The organism is Brevibacillus aydinogluensis (genome assembly GCF_961514395.1).
In the GTDB taxonomy this organism is placed as follows: Bacteria; Bacillota; Bacilli; order Brevibacillales; family Brevibacillaceae; genus Brevibacillus; species Brevibacillus aydinogluensis.
Window position 1 is genome coordinate 2,323,147 of the sequence record NZ_OY569118.1, and the last position, 18,189, is coordinate 2,341,335.

Genomic DNA, 18,189 nt, shown 5'->3' on the forward strand with positions numbered 1-18,189 from the left:
TCCTTTTTCGAGATCTGGTTCTAAACGCGTCCGGCTGCCTCATATTGTGGAGCAAGACACTTGTCCACCCTTATTGTATCGGAGGCGTATTGGGATGAAAACCTATGTCAGCGAAAAGCATCTGCGCATGGTCGGCAAAGCGTGGGAAATCCGCGCTACACTCCGCTCCTGGTCAAAAAAAGAGCTAACGCTGCAAGAGTATCTGGCCCGGCGCAGCGGTGCGTCCCGCCGCTAGCACATTCGGCCAAAAAGGGAGCGCTCTGCACCGCGAGATCTGCGGCCAGAACAGCCGCCTGAAACGGGGCCGGATCGTTCCGCCAGTGCCGGCCCATCGTGACAAACGACAGGCCAAACGTCTGCTCCAACCGCTCCAGCTGTTCATGATCCGGCGCCGGCCTGCTTACGGCCAGATGACTGCCGCTGCGGATCAGCTCAGCCGTTTGACTGCGGACAATGTCGTCGCGTCCGTCGCCAAATTCGGGCACTGCCAACAGCACCGGCCGCAGCGCAAAACGGCCGAGAACGGTCCGCGTGTGATGGCTGATGCCAAAGTGGCGTTTGCGGGGATCGGCAAAGCTGAGACGGGGGATGAAAAACGGGATGCCGCCCAGAAGGGAGACGGCGTGAATCACCTCCGCCAACTGCATGCCCGAGAAGCCCAGCGGCGTCCCTGTTCCGGTCACACCCGGGCCGAGAAAGCACAGGATCACGTCCGCCTGTTCCACATGCCGGGCCGCCAGGAGGCCGTTGTGGATCGTCACGGTTTCCCTGTCGCCGCCCCAGGCGTGTCCCGCGGTGACGGTCGCCGCCAGCACGCCTGCTGACTTTAGGCGCGCCACCTGCCGGCTCAGGGCGATCGGCAGGGAAGCGGCGTCCGGCATTACATACACCTGACGTTTTTCCGGTGCCGCCCATGCGACCGCCGCTGCGGCAGCCGGAAGCAGGCTGTGCAGTTCGCCGATCAGCACGGGCGTTCCCTCCAGTGATAGCGATTCATCACAAAACCGTTCATGGTACGGGCTGTCCTGCTCTTCCACTGTATCGACGGCCAGCTGCGAGGGCGCGTAGCGCATTTTCATCACGTGGCCCCACGCTCCCGGGGACAGATCGTCTTCGACGGTTCTCCTCGTTTTTCCGATGACGATGTGAAACCCGCCCGTTCCCAGCTGCAGCCGTACAGCGGTCGTATTCACCAGAACCTCGTCGCCCGCGGCGAGGTCTTCGTCGAAAAACGAGACGGCCGGTTCGACGAGGCCGCTGTCGTGCAGGCGCACGTCCAGGATTTGCACACCCGTCCGTTTTTCCCGTACCTCTGTCACCATCCCCGCAGCCACACGAAGCATGTCACTTCCTCCCCTCTTCCGCCGTTTCAGGGTCTTCTCATGATCAGTCTATGTTTGGCATGGCTTGCCCAATCATTTGTGTGCTCCCGCGATCGGCTTCCTTTTGCCAAGCGGCTAAGGCCAGGCTTTTTCACTGCCCGCACGCGTACAAAAAGGCCGGGACCCCACTCAGGGTACCCGGCCCGCACACTGCATTGCTTACTCCAGCACTTCAGCGATAATCGCCAGCACCAGCTCTGCTGCCTTGTTCAGTTCCGCAATCGGCATGCGTTCGTTTTTCGTATGGATTTCTTCGTACCCGATGCCAAAGTTCACGCTCGGAATGCCGAAGCCGTTGAAAATGTTGCCGTCGCTGCCGCCGCCGCTGGCAATCAACTCCGGTTCGCGGCCCACGCGCTTCACGGCAGCGATTGCCTTTTGCACCACCGGCGTCTCTTCGTTGAATTTGTAGCCGTGATACATGAAGATCACGTCGTTTTCGCAGCGCGCCCCCATTTCTGCCGCCGCTTCTTCAAAGGCGGTGGTCATCTTTTTCACCTGCGCCTCCAGCTTGTCCATCACCAGGCTGCGCGCTTCGGACCAGACTTCCACGTAGTCCGTCACGATGTTGTATGCCTTGCCGCCTTCAAACCGGCCGACATTGGCGGTCGTGTCCGCGTCGATGCGGCCAAGCGGCATGCGGGAAATGGCCTTGCTGGCGACGGTGATGGCGCTGATGCCGTCCTCCGGATTGACGCCGGCATGAGCAGCCTTGCCGTAGATTTTTGTCACAATCCGATACTGCCCCGCTCCGGCAACCGTGATCTTGCCCACCGGTCCCTCAGAATCCAGGATAAAGCCCATCTCCGCCTTCAGCAAGCTGGAATCCATCGCACGGGAACCAACGAGTCCCGATTCTTCGCCCACCGTGAATACGATCTGGATCGTCGGATGCGGCAATTGTTTCTCTTTCAACGTGCGCAGCGCTTCAAAAATCGCCGCGATGCCGGCCTTGTCGTCAGCGCCGAGAATGGTCGTCCCGTCTGAGTAGACGTACCCGTCGCGCACCTGCGGCTTGACGCCGTTGCCCGGCACGACCGTGTCCATGTGGCTGCTGAACAGAATGACCGGCCCTGGGGCGGTGCCTTCCAGCGTTGCGATCAGGTTGTTGGCGCCATGGCCAGTTTTGGCAGCCGCGTCGTCTTCCTCCACCGTAAAGCCCAGGTCCGTCAATTTTTCCTTCAGCACCTTGGCAATGGCCGCCTCATGTTTGGTTTCGCTGTCGATTTGGACGAGCTCCAGAAACTCGTTTAGCAAACGTTCCTGGTTGATCACACCCGATTCCTCCCTGAAAGATGTCCTGCCGCGCAGAGATCAATAGCACCATAGCCGGCAGGGTCCAGATTTTTGCGGGAATCCCGGTCCGGCGCACCAGCGATGCGGACGTGTCCTGGCTTTTTACGCACATGCCGCACGCTTTTGCCGCCATGGCCCGGAACATTCACCTTCCTACCTTGCCTACATGTACCAGTATACCGCAAAAAATTTTTTTACACCATGTATTCCCGCAACCCCTGCCAACCTGCTGCCTGACAATCAAACGTCGGAAGGCTTCCATAAACAGCCGGATCACAACGGGATGTTGCCGTGCTTCTTGGCAGGCCGCTGCTCCCGTTTGTTTCTCAGCATTTCCAATGACAGCCTCAGGTACTTGCGCGTTTCACGCGGATCGATCACGTCGTCCACCATGCCGTGCTCTGCCGCGACGTACGGATTGGCGAATTTTTCGCGGTATTCGGCGATCTTCGCCTGCCGCGTGCCAGCCGGGTCGTCGCTTTGCTCGATATCCCGGGCGAAGATGACGTTCGCTGCCCCCTCCGGCCCCATCACGGCAATCTCCGCGTTCGGCCAGGCGTAGACCACGTCTGCCCCGATTGCCTTGGAGTTGAGCGCAACGTACGCCCCGCCGTACGCCTTGCGCGTGATTACGCTGATTTTCGGCACGGTTGCCTCTGAATAGGCGTACAAGATTTTTGCCCCGTGACGGATGATTCCGCCGTGCTCCTGATTGATGCCCGGGAAAAAGCCGGTGACGTCCACAAACGTGATCAGCGGCACGTTAAAGGCGTCACACGTGCGGATAAACCGGGCCAGTTTGTCCGAAGAATCGATATCCAGCCCGCCGGCCATCACTTTGGGTTGATTGGCGATCAGCCCCACGCTTTGACCGTTGATGCGGCCGAAACCGACCACGATGTTGCGGGCAAAATTGGGCTGCACTTCCATAAAGTCGCCGTGGTCCACCACTTTCTCCAGCACTTTTTTCACGTCGTACACTTTCGTTCCGGCCACGGGCACCAGCTCGATCAGCTCTTCCAGCCAATCGCCCGGGTCTCCGTCGTACGGTACGCACGGCGGTTCCTCCCGGTAGTTTTGCGGAAGGAAGGTGAGCAGACGGCGCACCTGCTGGAGCACGTCCTCTTCCGTCTCCGCCGTGAAATGAGCGTTGCCGCTGATGGCGGAATGAACCGATGCACCGCCCAGGTCTTCGCTGGAGATTTTTTCGCCGGTGACTGTCTCAATTACCTTGGGACCGGTGATAAACATCTGCGACGTCTTCTCCACCATAAAGACGTAATCGGTGATGGCCGGCGAATACACCGCCCCGCCCGCGCACGGACCGAGAATGACGGAGATTTGCGGGACAACCCCGGAGTAAATGGAATTGCGGTAAAAAATATGGCCGTACCCGTCCAGAGAGACGACCCCTTCCTGAATCCGCGCGCCGCCGGAGTCGTTCAGACCAATGATCGGAGCGCCGTTTTTCGCCGCCAAATCCATGATGTTCGCGATCTTTCTGGCGTGCATTTCCCCTAGAGCTCCGCCGAAAACGGTGAAGTCCTGGGCAAACACGTACACCAGGCGGCCGTTAATCTTGCCATAACCGGTGACCACGCCTTCGCCTGGGGCCTCCAGCTTGTCCATGCCGAAGTGGGTGGCCCGGTGTTTGACGAACGGCTGCAGTTCCACGAAACTGTCCGGATCGAGCAGGAGGTCCAGCCGTTCCCTGGCCGTCAGTTTGCCCCGGTTGTGCTGGGCGGCGATTTTTTCGTCGCCGCCGCCCATCTCTACCTTCCGCTTCCGTTCATACATGTCGTTGATTTTTTCGTACATCGCTTCACTCATACGCCGTTTCCTCCTTGCTCGCAGATGCTTTCGGAGCCTGACACAATTCGTACAGGACGCCATGCGCCCCCTTGGGGTGCAGGAAAGCAATCTGCGCACCGTGGGCACCCGGTTTTGCCGTTTCATGGATGAGCGGAACGCCGTTTTCGCGCAAACGGAGCAAGCGCTCGTTCACATCGTCCACGTCGAGGGCAATGTGATGAATGCCTTCACCCCGCTTTTCGATGAAACGGGCGATCGGGCTGTCCGGACCGAGCGGCTCCAGGAGCTCGATGCGGCTCTCGCCGATTCCCAAAAACGCCACCCGTACCTGTTCCGAAGCCACTTCTTCCGTCCCCAAAAGCGGCAGCCCCAACTGTTCGGTGTAGAACGGAAGGGCATCGTCCAGGCTTTTGACGGCGATGCCGATGTGGGCAATCTTGTTGGGAGCAGGCAGCAGGCTCATCCGCTTGCGCTTCACATGAGAGCGGATGAAATCAGCGGTCACCCGCGTCGGCGTCCCAGGGGTAAAGACCTCGGCAATCCCCTGCGATTTCAGATAGGGAATGTCCTCCTGCGGAATCACTCCGCCGCCGATGACGAGAATGTCGTCCGCCCCCTGCTCCCTAAGCAGGCGGACTACTTCCGGAAACAGTTCATTGTGGGCACCCGACAGACACGACAGGCCGATGACGTCCACGTCCTCCTGTATGGCGGCATTGACAATCTGTGCGGGCGTTTGCCTTAGCCCGGTATAGACTACTTCCATGCCCTCGTCCCGCAGCGCTTGCGCGACCACCAGAGCGCCGCGGTCATGGCCGTCCAGTCCCGGTTTGGCTACCAGTACGCGAATGGTTCGTTCCATGTTGATCCCCCTTGTTCACTTCTGAATCCTCGACAGCGGCTGTCCCTATACGGCGCGGTACTCGCCGAACACCTCGCGCAGCACGCCGCAGATTTCGCCGATGGTGGCGTAGTTGCGGACACACTCCAGGATCAGCGGCATGAGGTTTTCCGTCCCCTCCGCGCCCGCTTTCAACCGATTGAGCGTTTGCTCAACAGCGAGGTTGTCGCGACGCGCCCGCAGCGCATCCAGGCGCTCCTTTTGCTTGCGGCCCAAAGCCGGATCGACGCGAAGCAGTTCTGGCTGCGGCTCGTTTTCCAGTTGGAAGCAGTTCATGCCGACCACTTTTTCTTCGCCCGATTCGATCTTCCGCTGCGTTTCGTAGGCCTGTTTTTGAATTTCCCGCTGCATGTAGCCCGCTTCCACGGCAGCCACCGCTCCGCCCATCTGCTCGATTTTCTCCAAGTATTCCAGCGCTCTGGACTCAATCTGGTCCGTCAGATACTCGACGTAATACGAACCGGCCAGAGGATCGACAGTGTCGGTCACACCGCTTTCAAAAGCGATGATCTGCTGCGTTCTGAGCGCAATTCGCGCTGACTCCTCCGTCGGCAGGGCGAGCGCCTCGTCGCGCGAGTTGGTGTGCAGGCTTTGCGTGCCGCCCAACACTGCGGCCAAGGCCTGGATGGTTACGCGAACGATGTTGTTGTCCGGCTGCTGCGCAGTCAGCGTCGAACCGCCCGTCTGGGTGTGGACGCGGAACTGCCACGACTTCGGATTCTTGGCCCCGTAACGCTCCCGCATCAGACGCGCCCACATCCGGCGTGCTGCCCGGAATTTTGCGATCTCCTCAAAGAAGTGGTTGTGCCCGTTGAAGAAAAACGACAACTGCGGCGCAAATTGATCGATGTCCAGTCCGGCCTGCAGCGCCGCTTCCACATAGGCGATGCCGTCCGCAAGCGTAAAAGCGACTTCCTGCACGGCGGTGGACCCGGCCTCCCGAATGTGGTAGCCGCTGATGGAAATGGTATTCCACTTGGGCACGTGTTTGGCGCAGTAGCCAAAGATGTCCGTAATCAGCCGCATCGACGGTTTTGGCGGAAAGATGTACGTGCCGCGCGCGATGTACTCCTTGAGAATGTCGTTTTGAATCGTGCCCGACAATTTTTCCGACGGTACCCCCTGCTTTTCGGCCACGGCAATGTACATTGCCAGCAGCACGGATGCGGGTGCGTTGATCGTCATTGACGTGCTCACCTTGTCGAGCGGAATTCCCGCCAGCAGGGTCTCCATGTCCTCGAGCGAATCGATCGCCACCCCCACCTTGCCCACCTCGCCGGCGGCCATGGGATGGTCGGAGTCGTACCCGATCTGCGTTGGCAGGTCAAACGCTACACTGAGCCCGGTTTGTCCCTGTTCCAGCAGGTAGCGAAAGCGTTTGTTGGTCTCCTCCGCCGAACCGAATCCGGCGTATTGGCGCATCGTCCACAAGCGGCCGCGGTACATGTTGGGCTGAACGCCGCGAGTGTAGGGATATTGGCCTGGGAAACCAATCTTTTCCATGTAAGCGTCATCAATCTGATCCGGCACATACAGCGGATCTATTTCAATGTCCGACGAGGTGGCAAAGCGCTGTTTGCGCTCCGGCGTCTTTGCCAGACGCTCGGCCAGCTCTTGTTGCCACTTCCGGTACAGTTCGGTACAATCTTTTGTAGTCACCGGTCAACCCCCGTTTCAATGTGTAATCGGCAGGAGGAATCAAAGGCTCCCCCTTCCAATTCTAGCACAGCGAAGTATACAATAACGCGACAATTTCCACTTTTCGTGAAGCAATTTTTTGCAAGGCCCGGTTCAGGAGGTAGTAATGATGAGGAATCAGTCCCTGTTTGCCAAGGTATTGGTAATCGTATTGGTGATTGCACTGGTCGTCCCGATGTTTTTCTACTTTCAACCGTAGACGGGCGGACACGGTACCGTACCAAGTAAAACCCCCTTCCACAGTGGAAGGGGGTTTTTGTATGTGCTCGCCGGGGATTAGCGGTAAACGAACACGCTGGATGTTTTGGCATCCCATCCGACTTTGTAGCCGAGCGTATCACTCACGAAACGGATCGGGATCATCGGCATGTTGTTTTTCAGCACGACAGGCGTGGGCAGAGTTACCTCCTTGCTGCCAACACGGGCAGTATTGGCGCCAACGGTAAATTTGATCTGGGTCGTGCCGCTGACAATCGTTACGGTGTTGTTGTTCCAGATGGTAGTAAGCGCCAGCGCTTCTTTAAAGAACTGCGCCGGGACCATTGTCGTGCTGTTGTTGGCCAGGTATGGCGCCACCTGCAGCGGGTAGGTCTTGCCGTGCAGTGTGAACGATGCCGTATTCAGTTTAAACAGCGCGGCGTTCGACGGAACGGTAACCGCAGGCTGCTGCTGCGCCGGTGCCGGGGTCTGTGCCGGTGCCGGCACGCCTACACCAACGGAGCGAGCAAACAGCAGGCCTTTTTCCTCAGACGTAAACACGCTGATGCTGTACGTGTTTTTCGTCGCCGGGTTCACGATGTTGGCACCTGCGCCAATGACGACATTGGCCGCGCCGCCAGCCGGAATGTCTTGTGCCGGATAAACCAGCACGTTTTGGCCGCGAACAGCGACGAAATTGGCAGCCACGCCATTAACCGTGACGTTTGCCGGAGCGATGTAGGCAGGCACGCGGTAACCCGCCGGGAACACGATCTCGATGAAGTCGCGCTGCTTGTACAGCGGCATCGACACGCCCTTGATCGCGATGTTGATACCGGTCGCCGCGCCTACGGCCGTGTTGGTCAGCGAAATGGTAGACGTGCTGTTGTTTACCTGGGCAGGCGTGCCTGTTGCCGGCGTCGGGTTCGTGGTCGTCGAGCCAGTACCCGAGATGGTAAAGGGCTTGGACGTGATTGTCTTGCCGTTCACCGTCATCTTCAGCTGGTAGCTTCCCGCCGTTTTCGGGTTGGTCAGCCAGGCATCGTACGAGATGTCCACTTTAACTTTGCTGGTAGACGTGAAGTTGCTCGGCGTGGTCAGGTAGATTTTGTTGCCGGCAGGCGCTACTTTGCGCGGCGTTTTTCCGTTGATGGAAAAGTCGGACGGATTGAGAATGCCCGGGATCATGTCGGCGGACGGGAATTCGACGATGACGTCGCTGTCGGAATTCAGCTTCTTGCTGCCGAAGTCGGCTTCAAACGTATAGCTGGAACGCGCTCCCACACCGGAGTCGGACAGGGTAATACTGAAGTCCCCCGAACCGCTGGTCGAACTGGAGCTGGAACTTTTGATTTCAAATTCTTCCGATTTGTATGTAGTGCCATCCCATTTGACTTCGATCACGTAGTCGTCGTCTGCATCCGGATTCTCGATTCCCGCGGCTTCGTAGAACGTGATGGTCAATGATTTGCTGCCGGCGGCTTTGGACGGCACCTTGAGTTCCACTTTTTTGCCGGAAATTCTGACGTCGTCAGGTTCATACTCGTTGATGTCCACATCGTCCGTGCTGATTTTGTTCGGGAGCATGTCTTCATCCGGGAAGTAGACGGTGATCCAATCACCTTTGGTCAGTTTGTCCTTCAATTTGATCGGGCCCAGCTCGTATTTGGCCGTGTCGCCTTCAGTCGTACGGTTGATGGACACGTCAAATTCGCTGCTTTTCCCCGAGCTGCTTTTGCTGTCTTCGTAAATCTTGACCTTGTAGTCCTCCCAGGACGATTCCCTGTCCGTTTTTACAGAGACGGTGTAAGATCCGTCGTCATCCGGGTTGGTGATGCCGCTTTCGATGTCGATCGAGATATCATCTCCCTTATCCACGGCTTCGTCTACAGTGATCTCGATCGTTCTGCCGGAGACTCTGACCTTTTTGATATCCACATTGGCATCGATGTCGTCTTCATCAATTTTGGTACTGACATCAAAGTCCTTGGGAAATCTGATGTAGATGACATCGCCCTTTTTCAAATCTTTTTCCAGCGTAAAGTCGATCGTATACGTTGTTTCTTCGCCAGCCGTATCGTCCTCCGGCTCAACGGACAGGTCTTCGATTGCATATGCGGATGGCGGGTTCGCCACCAGCGGCGTGGATACAAGCGCAGTAGCCAACACGATTGGAAGTGTCTTTTTGCTCTTCTCCATGTTCGTCCTCCCATGCTTCTCGTAATCTAGTAAACTTTTCTAGTCGAACCGCTTTCAGTTTACCATATATACGAAACAGAGGGAATCTGTTCTGGCAAAATGGCAAACATAACCGGTTCATTAAGCTATGACGACGGATGTATGCAAAAAGTTACAAACCGGTAACAAAAATTTTTTACTGCCATGCAAAAAGGCCAGATTCCTACGTGAATCTGGCCTTTGGTCACGTTGGCTAGTACAGTTTGGTATCGGGGCCGATGGCCTCCAGTTTCTGCTTGACGCTTTGCAGGAAACGGCCGCAGATGAGGCCGTCGAGCACGCGGTGGTCCAGCGAGAGGCAGAGGTTTACCATCGAACGGATGGCGATCATGTCGTCGATTACCACCGGGCGTTTAACGATCGCTTCCACGCTGAGAATGGCCGCCTGAGGGGCGTTGATGATCGGCATGGACAATACGGAGCCGAACGAGCCGGTATTGTTCACAGTGAACGTGCCACCTGACATGTCATCCATCGTCAGTTTGCCGGCGCGCGTACGGGCCGCCAGATCCTCAATCGATTTGGCGATGCCGAGGATCGACTTTTGGTCCGCATCCTTGATCACGGGTACGAACAGCGCATCCTCCGTCGCTACGGCGATGGAGATGTTGATGTTTTTCCTGACGATGATCTTGTCGCCCGCCCAGGTGGAGTTGAGCATGGGGTATTCCTTGAGCGCTTCCACCACGGCCTTGATGAAAAACGGCAGGAAGGTGAGGTTTACCCCTTCTTTACGCTTGAACTCTTCTTTGACCTGATTTCGGAAGTTGACCAGGTTGGTCACGTCCACTTCCACCATCGTCCAGGCGTGAGGAGCTTCATGTTTGCTCTGCACCATCCGATTGGCAATCGTCCGGCGCACAGGCGTCACCGGGATGATCTGATCGCCAGGTGCCACCGGGATGTCAAAGGCGTTCGCACCTGTCGCTGCTGGTGCAGAGACAGCCGGAGCAGCGTGCTGAGCGGATGGGGCACTCACCGCCGCAACCTCAGCAGGCTGCTGGGCAGGTGCTGCCGCTGCCGGAGTCTCGGCCGCTGCCGGCGGCTGACCGCCCGCGTCGATAATCGCCTGCACGTCTTTTCGCGTCACACGTCCGCCCAGTCCGGTACCTTGTACGCGGGACAGGTCAATCCCGTGTTCCTGCGCCAAACGCAATACGGCCGGTGAATAGCGCTGCTTGCCGCCCTGCTGTTTGGCGGCTGCTGCCGGTCGGGACGGGGCATTCGGCGTCGCGCTGACAGGCTCGGCCGAAACTGTGGTATCAGCTGCCGCGCTCACATCCGCTGCCGCTGGAGTCTGCGGCTCAGCCGCGCCGCCCTCCTCTTCGATGTACAGAATCAGCGTCCCCACTGCCACCGTCTCACCCTCGGGCACGACGATCTCCGTAACCCGACCGGAGACGGTGGACGGCACTTCCGCATTTACCTTGTCCGTCGTCACTTCGGCCAACGGATCGTATTTCTTGACCACATCGCCCACCTTCACCAGCCATTTGGTGATGGTGCCTTCGGTCACGCTTTCGCCAAGCTGGGGCATAAGCACTTTTGTTGCCATGTCCACGGTCCTCCTATCGCCTTATTGAACCCCTAAAAATGCGCCAGTTCCCGCATCGCTTCCAGTACCTTGTCGGGGTTGAGCATGAAAAACTTCTCCATCGGCGGACTGTACGGCATGGCCGGTACGTCGGGGCCGCACAGACGCTTGATCGGCGCATCCAGGTCAAACAGACATTGTTCGGCAATCACGGCAGCCACTTCTGCGCCGACGCCGCCTTCCTTGTTGTCTTCGTGGACGATCAGCACCTTGCCCGTCTTGGCGGCCGCTTCCGCAATCGCCTCCTTGTCCAGCGGATACAGCGTGCGCAGATCGAGCACGTGAGCGCTGATCCCTTCTTCGGCCAGCTTTTCCGCCGCCTGCAGGCAGAAATGGAGCGTCAGGCCGTACGAAATCACCGTGATGTCCGTCCCTTCCCGCTTGACGTCCGCCTTGCCGATCGGCAGAACGTAATCGTCCTCGGGCACTTCCCCTTTGATCAGGCGGTAGCAGCGCTTGTGCTCGAAAAAGAGGACAGGGTCGTCGTCGCGAATCGCCGCTTTCAGAAGGCCTTTGGCATCATACGGCGTGGACGGCGCCACCACCTTCAGACCGGGCACGTTGGTAAACATCGCTTCTACGGATTGGGAGTGGTACAGCGCTCCGTGCACTCCGCCGCCAAACGGGGCGCGGATTGTAATCGGGCAGTGCCAGTCGCCGTTGGACCGATAGCGCATTTTCGCCGCTTCGCTGACGATCTGGTTGACAGCCGGCATGATGAAGTCGGCAAACTGGATCTCCGCGATCGGGCGCATGCCGTACGCCGCCGCCCCGATCCCCACGCCGACGATGGCCGATTCCGCCAGCGGCGTGTCGATGACGCGCTCTTCGCCAAACTCTTCGATCAGACCGACGGTGGCGCGAAACACTCCGCCGCGAACGCCGACGTCTTCGCCGAGAATGAACACGTTGGGATCACGCCTCATTTCCTCGCGCATCGCCATGGTAATCGCATCAATAAACGAAATGACTGCCATCTGGATACCCCCTTATTCCCCGTACACGTGCGTGAGTGTCGATTCTGGCGTCGGATACGGTGCGTTTTCCGCATACTCTGTCGCCTCGTCCACTTCCATCTGCACGCGGGTCAGCAAATCCTGCTCTTTTTCATCATCCATCAGGCCCACTTCTCGCAGGTATCGGCCAAACAGCAGGATCGGGTCTTTTTTCTTCGCTTCTTCCACTTCTTCACGCGTCCGGTAGGTGCGGTCGTCATCGTCGCTGGAGTGGGGGACAAGGCGGTACATGACCGCTTCGATCAGCGTCGGACCTTCGCCGGAGCGTGCGCGCTCCACCGCTTCCTTCATTACCCGGTACACTTCAATCGGATCGTTGCCATCCACGCTGACGCCTGGGAAGCCGTACCCGATCGCCCGGTCTGCCACGCTTTCGCAGGCCAGCTGTTTTTTCAACGGCACGGAGATGGCGTATTTGTTGTTCTCGCAGAAGAAGATGACGGGCAGCTTGTGAACGCCGGCAAAGTTGGCCCCTTCATGGAAGTCCCCCTGGTTGCTGGAGCCTTCGCCAAACGACGTGTAGACGACGAAGTCCTTCTTTTGCATTTTGCCGGCAAGCGCAATGCCCACTGCGTGCGGCACCTGCGTCGTCACCGGACTGGACCCGGTCAGGATGTTCCACTTCTTGCCGCCAAAGTGGCCGGGCATCTGCCGGCCGCCGCTGTTCGGGTCTTCCGCCTTGGCGAACGCCGACAGCATGCAGTCCCGGGCAGTCTGTCCGAAGACGAGCACCACGCCGAGGTCACGGTAATACGGGCAGAGGTAGTCCTTTCCCTTCTGCAGGGCAAAGGCTGCTCCCACCTGGGCCGCTTCCTGCCCCTGGCAGGAAATGACAAACGGCACCTTGCCCGCCCGGTTCAACAGCCATTGACGTTCGTCAATCTTGCGCGCCAGGAGCATGTAATAGTACATGTCCAATACCTGCGCGTCCGTCAAGCCCACTTGTTCATGACGCTTGGTTGTCATCGTCGGATACCCTCCTTGCTAATCGCACTAAATGTGAATCGCCTTGCCGTCCACTGCCAGCGCCGCTTCCATGAGCGCTTCGGACAGGGTCGGATGCGGGTGTATGGCATGGCCGATTTCCCACGGAGCAGCATCCAGGACGCGGGCCAGTCCCGCTTCGGAAATCATGTCCGTCACGTGGGGGCCGATCATGTGCACGCCCAAAAGATCGTTGGTCTTCGCATCGGCCACCACCTTGACAAAGCCGTCGTTTTCGCCGTGGACGAGTGCTTTCCCCAACGGTTTGAAACTGAATTTGCCGACCTTTACGTCGTACCCCTGCCGGCGCGCTTCCGCTTCCGTCAGGCCGACATTGGCCACCTCAGGCCGACTGTATGTGCACTTTGGCACTTTGCTGTAATCCAGCGGCTCCGGATTGAGACCAGCCATGTGCTCCACGGCCAGGATGCCTTCGTGCGAGGCCACATGAGCAAGCTGCAGCCCGCCGATGACGTCGCCGATGGCGTAGATATGCGGCTCTGCCGTCTGAAAGTGCTCGTTGACGACGATCACGCCGCGCTCCACTTTGATCTCCGTCGCCTCCAGACCGATGTTTTCCACGTTGGCCTGCCGCCCGACGGATACCAGCAGCTTTTCGGCCGCAAACGTCTGCACGCCGCTGGCCGTCTCTGCCTGAATCGAGACGCGGCCGTCCGCTTTCTCCAATGTCTCCGGCAGTACCTTTGCCCCGGTGACGATGTTCACCTTGCGCTTTTTCAGCAGGCGGGTCATCTCCTTGCTGATCTCCTCGTCTTCCAGCGGCAGAATCCGGTCGGCGTACTCCACCACCGTCACCTCGACGCCGAAGTCGTTCAGCATGGAGGCCCACTCAATGCCGATCACGCCGCCGCCGACGATTGTGACAGACGACGGCAGTTCTTCCCATTGCAGCGCTTCGTCGCTGGTGACCACTGCTGTGCCGTCAATCGTCAAGCCCGGCAGCGTCCGGGGGCGGGAACCGGTGGCGATGAGCAAAAAGCGGGGGACGAGCATCTCTTGGTCCCCGTTTGGCTTTTCCACCCGCACAGCCCCTGCCTGCGGCGAAAAAATCGACGGGCCCATGACGCGGCCGATCCCTTCAAAGACCGCGATGTTCCCTTTTTTCATCAGGTACTGCACGCCCTTGTGCAGTTGGTCGACGATCCCCTGCTTGCGCGACTGCACTTTGCGGAAGTCGTAGCCTACACTGTCGGCCGAGATGCCGTACTTGTCGCTTTCCTTCAGCGTCGCGTACACCTCGGCACTGCGCAGCAGCGCCTTGGAGGGGATGCAGCCTCGGTGCAGGCAGGTGCCGCCCAGCTTTTCCTTTTCGACGATCGCCACTTTCATCCCCAGCTGGGAGGCGCGGATCGCCGCGACGTAACCGCCTGTCCCGCCTCCCAACACGACGAGATCAAATTCCTGTGACATGCGTTCCATCTCCTTTCGTCCGTGGGGGAGCAGCTTAGGACCACTCCACCGTCCGGTATCGCGTCCGGCGAATTTGAACATTCACTCGGCTGTATGTATCGGGGCGTCCGCAGCGCTGCCGCGGGCGCTCCCGGAAAAGCCGCCGGTCAAACGGCGGTATTAGCGGTGGTAAACAGTCTTGCCGTTTCGCAGGAATGTGTTGCGGGATTTGGCGACGCTGGCGATGCGCTCTTCCGCCATGCGGTCAGCTGCCTTGTAGGACGGTACACCGTCGCGTTCAGCAATCTCGAATACCTTCAGGATGTTGTCGTAGATCGTCTCCACCTTTTTCAGCGCCCGCTCACGGTTGTAGCCCTGCAGTTCGTCCGCCACGTTGATCACGCCGCCCGCGTTGATGACGTAGTCCGGCGCGTAGATGATGCCCATTTCATGAATCATATCGCCATGCCGTTCTTCTTTCAACTGGTTGTTGGCCGCGCCGGCGATCACTTTCGCCTTTAGCAGCGGAATCGTGTCGTCGTTGATGATCGCCCCGAGCGCGCACGGCGAAAAGATGTCGCACTCGACACTGAAAATCTCGTTGACGCCGACCGCTTTCGCGCCAAAGTCCTCGACGGCCCGGTTGACGTTCTCCTCGTTGATGTCGGTCACGATCAGATGGGCACCTTCTTCATGCAGATGGCGGCAGAGGTTGTACGCCACGTTGCCCACGCCCTGCACCGCCACCACACGGCCCGACAGGTCGTCGCTGCCAAACGCCAGCTTGGCGGCTGCCTTCATGCCGCGGTATACGCCGTAGGCGGTTACCGGCGAGGGGTTGCCGCTGGAGCCGAACGCCGGAGAGACGCCGGTGACAAAGTCCGTTTCCAGATGGATCATGTCCATGTCGGCCACGGTCGTTCCCACATCCTCGGCGGTGATGTAGCGGCCGTTCAAGCCCTGGATGTAGCGGCCAAAGGCCCGGAACAGTTCCTCGCTCTTGTCTTTGCGCGGATCGCCGATGATCACGGCTTTCCCGCCGCCGATATTGAGGCCGGCCGCCGCATTTTTGTAGGTCATCCCGCGGGCGAGCCTGAGCACGTCGATGATTGCTTCTTCCTCGGACTTGTATGGCCACATGCGCGTGCCGCCCAGGGCCGGCCCCAGTGTCGTATCGTGAATGCAGATGATCGCTTTCAAACCGGAATTCTCGTCTTGACAGAAGACAAGCTGCTCGTAGTCGTATTTATGCATGTATTCGAAGATGTTCATGAGGAAACCTCCCTAGTATGTTTCGTCTTTGCAATCCGGCAGTCAAGCGGAGAGAACTCTTCTGCCTGCTCCCGATTGGTTTATAATGCAACAGTCATGCCATCGAAAGAGAAAATGAAAGCGCTTCAATTTTGTGCAGGAGCCATTCGGGCTTGGCAATTTCCTGCGCAATATTTTGCACAAACGAGCAAAAGGTTGCATGCAAAAAAATGCACGCTCGTCTCGCTCAGCTCTGCTCCTCGGTAATCCCCAGCTTTTCCAGCTTGTAATACAGGCTGCGGATTGAAATCCCCAGGCGTTTGGCCGCCAGCGTGCGGTTGCCGCGAGCGGCTGTCAGCTCGTGGATGATGTGCTGCCGCTCCGCTTCTTCCACCGCCTCCTTCAGCGTTTTACCCGTGGTGGCGGCAGTCTCCTGTCGCTGTCCGCCGTGGTTTCCGCTTTTTCGCTCCAGCGGAGGCAGATGCTCCGGCAGGATGACCCGCTCGCTGATCCGCATGTGGATCATCGCCCGGGCCAGCACGTTTTCCAACTCCCGCACATTGCCCGGCCAGTGGTAGGAGAGCAGGATGCGCAGCGTCTCCGGGGCGATCTCCTCGACGTTGCGTCCGTATTCCTGATTGTACTTGCGCAGCAGGTGCATGGCGAGCGGTTGTATGTCCTCCAGACGCTGCCGCAGCGGCGGGATATAGATCGGCACCACGAGGAGCCGGTAGTACAAGTCTTCCCGAAAACGGCCCGCTTGGATCGCTGATTCCAGATTGACGTGAGTGGCCGCGATGACGCGGACGTCGACGTCGATCGCCTTGGTCCCGCCGACGCGCACCACTTCCCTTTCCTGCAGAACGCGGAGCAGTTTGACCTGCATGCTCATCGACAGTTCGCCAATTTCATCGAGAAAAATGGTGCCGCCGCTGGCTTCCTCGAACAAGCCCCGCTTGCCGCCGCGCCGCGCGCCTGTAAATGCTCCCTCCTCGTAACCGAACAGTTCGCTCTCCAGCAGATGCTCCGAGATCGCTGCGCAGTTGACGCGGATGAACTGCTTGTACTTCCGTTCGCTGGCGTTGTGGATGGCGTGGGCGAACAGCTCCTTGCCCGTCCCCGATTCGCCGCGCAAGAGCACGGTCGCCCGGGTCAAGGCTGCCTTTTGCGCCTGTTCGATTGCCGCCCGCATCGGCTCGCTGAAGCCGATGATGTCGGCAAAGGTGTACTTGGCTTCCAGGGTGCGGATGATCTGGTGTGCCCGTTCCAGCTCTTCCGTCAGCCGTTTGATTTCCGATACGTCGTGGATCACCCCGACACTGCCTTTCAGCTCACCGTCCACCATGACCGGGGCCACGTTGACGACGACGTCTTTTCGTTTCGGTCCCACTTTCATATGTACGCCGCGAACCGGCTTTTTGGTCTTCAGCACACGCATGTGCATGCTGTCCCCTTCGGAGATGTCCACCGTTGCCGGTTTGCCAATGATGTCTTCGGGCTGCAGACCGGTCAGCCGGGTATACGCGGGATTGATCAGCAGGCCATTTCCCTTGGCATCTACGACCGAGATGGCCTCGTCAGACGAATGAATAATCGCCTGCAGCATGCTTTTCAGCTCTTTCAGGTCGGTCACTTCTTCCGCCAGTGTCATGATTTCCGTAATGTCGCGGAAGATGGCGACGGCGCCCACCACCTCGCCTTGTTCGTTGCGAACAGGAACGCGGTTGGTGATGATGCGCGTCTTATTGGGCAGCACCTGCTCCTGGTTGAGCTCCGGCTGCCCCGTTTCCAATACGATATGTAAGCGCGTGTTGGGGATCTTTTCCGAGGCGACTGTCCCCAGCACATCTGCTGCCTCCAGTCCCATCAGCCGTTCCGCTGCCCTGTTGAACAGGGTGATGATCCCCTGCCGGTTGACGGCGATGATCGCATCATGGGTGGAGTTGAGCATGGTCTCCCGCTCCCGCTGGTTCTGCGTCAGCGCGGCGATCAGCGCTTCCTTCTCGCTGATCAGCTTCATGATGATGCTGGTAAACGTCCCTGGAATCAGCGCCGTCTTTTCCTGTTTGAGGCGCAGGATCTCTTCATAGGCCGCCTGGTTGCCGGTCGCCTCCAGAATCACGTCCACATCCCTGGACAGATACGGCCGAAAATCTGTGCCGACCTCGATGCCCAGTGATCGGGCCAGTTCCAGTCCCGGTGCGTCGCTGCGCTCATCCACCACGGCGATGATCGTCATCTCCTCCATGTTGCTCAACAACCGCAGAAGCGCCGTTCCGCCCCGGCCGGCCCCGACGATGAGCAGCTTGTGCATGCGCGATCCCTCTTTCCACCAATCAGAAATCAGACTGTTACCATTGTACCCCATGCGCGCCCGGTTGGACAGGCGCATGTTCCGTTGGACAAGGG

The 18,189-nt window shown here is 58.7% G+C and carries 12 protein-coding genes; all 12 read right to left on the minus strand.

Annotated features, from left to right (window positions below):
* Positions 1–155: 155 nt before the first annotated feature.
* Positions 156–1,343, minus strand: a complete 1,188-nt coding sequence (locus Q7F15_RS11415) for a DUF3866 family protein (protein WP_230076863.1) — start codon at positions 1,341–1,343, stop codon at positions 156–158.
* Between the two features lie 198 nt (positions 1,344–1,541).
* Entirely contained in the window at positions 1,542–2,657 is a 1,116-nt protein-coding gene (locus tag Q7F15_RS11420) for a M20/M25/M40 family metallo-hydrolase (RefSeq protein WP_171565575.1), read from the minus strand.
* A gap of 294 nt (positions 2,658–2,951) precedes the next feature.
* Positions 2,952–4,508 (minus strand): acyl-CoA carboxylase subunit beta, encoded by a 1,557-nt coding sequence (locus tag Q7F15_RS11425; RefSeq protein WP_304414379.1) that lies wholly within the window; start codon positions 4,506–4,508, stop codon positions 2,952–2,954.
* Positions 4,501–5,352 carry a methylmalonyl-CoA epimerase gene (gene mce, locus Q7F15_RS11430; RefSeq protein WP_304414380.1) on the minus strand — a complete coding sequence of 284 codons (852 nt, stop codon included), beginning with the start codon at positions 5,350–5,352 and terminating at the stop codon, positions 4,501–4,503. The genes Q7F15_RS11425 and mce overlap by 8 nt, the downstream gene beginning before the upstream one ends.
* Positions 5,353–5,397: 45 nt before the next feature.
* Positions 5,398–7,050: an acyl-CoA mutase large subunit family protein gene (locus tag Q7F15_RS11435; protein WP_304414381.1), complete on the minus strand. Its 1,653-nt coding sequence runs from the start codon at positions 7,048–7,050 to the stop codon at positions 5,398–5,400.
* 315 nt (positions 7,051–7,365) lie between these two features.
* The gene (locus tag Q7F15_RS11440) at positions 7,366–9,486 is read right to left on the minus strand and encodes a copper amine oxidase N-terminal domain-containing protein (protein ID WP_171565579.1); all 2,121 of its coding nucleotides are present in this window, start codon (positions 9,484–9,486) and stop codon (positions 7,366–7,368) included.
* Positions 9,487–9,718: 232 nt separating this feature from the next.
* The gene (locus tag Q7F15_RS11445; RefSeq protein ID WP_171565580.1) at positions 9,719–11,080 is read right to left on the minus strand and encodes a dihydrolipoamide acetyltransferase family protein; all 1,362 of its coding nucleotides are present in this window, start codon (positions 11,078–11,080) and stop codon (positions 9,719–9,721) included.
* A gap of 32 nt (positions 11,081–11,112) precedes the next feature.
* The gene (locus tag Q7F15_RS11450) at positions 11,113–12,096 is read right to left on the minus strand and encodes an alpha-ketoacid dehydrogenase subunit beta (RefSeq protein WP_212132385.1); all 984 of its coding nucleotides are present in this window, start codon (positions 12,094–12,096) and stop codon (positions 11,113–11,115) included.
* A 12-nt stretch (positions 12,097–12,108) separates the two neighbouring features.
* A complete protein-coding gene (locus tag Q7F15_RS11455) occupies positions 12,109–13,101 on the minus strand; it encodes a thiamine pyrophosphate-dependent dehydrogenase E1 component subunit alpha (protein WP_171565582.1) in 993 nt (330 codons plus the stop codon).
* A gap of 27 nt (positions 13,102–13,128) precedes the next feature.
* On the minus strand, positions 13,129–14,550 hold the full coding sequence (lpdA, locus tag Q7F15_RS11460; RefSeq protein WP_171565583.1) for a dihydrolipoyl dehydrogenase: 1,422 nt from the start codon (positions 14,548–14,550) through the stop codon (positions 13,129–13,131).
* A gap of 159 nt (positions 14,551–14,709) precedes the next feature.
* On the minus strand, positions 14,710–15,801 hold the full coding sequence (locus Q7F15_RS11465) for a Glu/Leu/Phe/Val dehydrogenase dimerization domain-containing protein (RefSeq protein ID WP_171565584.1): 1,092 nt from the start codon (positions 15,799–15,801) through the stop codon (positions 14,710–14,712).
* A gap of 226 nt (positions 15,802–16,027) precedes the next feature.
* Positions 16,028–18,094 carry a sigma 54-interacting transcriptional regulator gene (locus tag Q7F15_RS11470; RefSeq protein ID WP_171565585.1) on the minus strand — a complete coding sequence of 689 codons (2,067 nt, stop codon included), beginning with the start codon at positions 18,092–18,094 and terminating at the stop codon, positions 16,028–16,030.
* Between the last annotated feature and the right edge of the window lie 95 nt (positions 18,095–18,189).

What these genes read in the sequence shown, in the direction of transcription:
- Q7F15_RS11415 (WP_230076863.1), bottom strand. Translation starts at nt 1,343, where the DNA reads ATGCTTCGTGTGGCTGCGGGGATGGTGACAGAGGTACGGGAAAAACGG.
- Q7F15_RS11425 (WP_304414379.1), bottom strand. Translation starts at nt 4,508, where the DNA reads ATGAGTGAAGCGATGTACGAAAAAATCAACGACATGTATGAACGGAAG.
- mce (WP_304414380.1), bottom strand. Translation starts at nt 5,352, where the DNA reads ATGGAACGAACCATTCGCGTACTGGTAGCCAAACCGGGACTGGACGGC.
- Q7F15_RS11440 (WP_171565579.1), bottom strand. Translation starts at nt 9,486, where the DNA reads ATGGAGAAGAGCAAAAAGACACTTCCAATCGTGTTGGCTACTGCGCTT.
- Q7F15_RS11445 (WP_171565580.1), bottom strand. Translation starts at nt 11,080, where the DNA reads ATGGCAACAAAAGTGCTTATGCCCCAGCTTGGCGAAAGCGTGACCGAA.
- Q7F15_RS11450 (WP_212132385.1), bottom strand. Translation starts at nt 12,096, where the DNA reads ATGGCAGTCATTTCGTTTATTGATGCGATTACCATGGCGATGCGCGAG.
- Q7F15_RS11455 (WP_171565582.1), bottom strand. Translation starts at nt 13,101, where the DNA reads ATGACAACCAAGCGTCATGAACAAGTGGGCTTGACGGACGCGCAGGTA.
- lpdA (WP_171565583.1), bottom strand. Translation starts at nt 14,550, where the DNA reads ATGTCACAGGAATTTGATCTCGTCGTGTTGGGAGGCGGGACAGGCGGT.
- Q7F15_RS11465 (WP_171565584.1), bottom strand. Translation starts at nt 15,801, where the DNA reads ATGAACATCTTCGAATACATGCATAAATACGACTACGAGCAGCTTGTC.
- Q7F15_RS11470 (WP_171565585.1), bottom strand. Translation starts at nt 18,094, where the DNA reads ATGCACAAGCTGCTCATCGTCGGGGCCGGCCGGGGCGGAACGGCGCTT.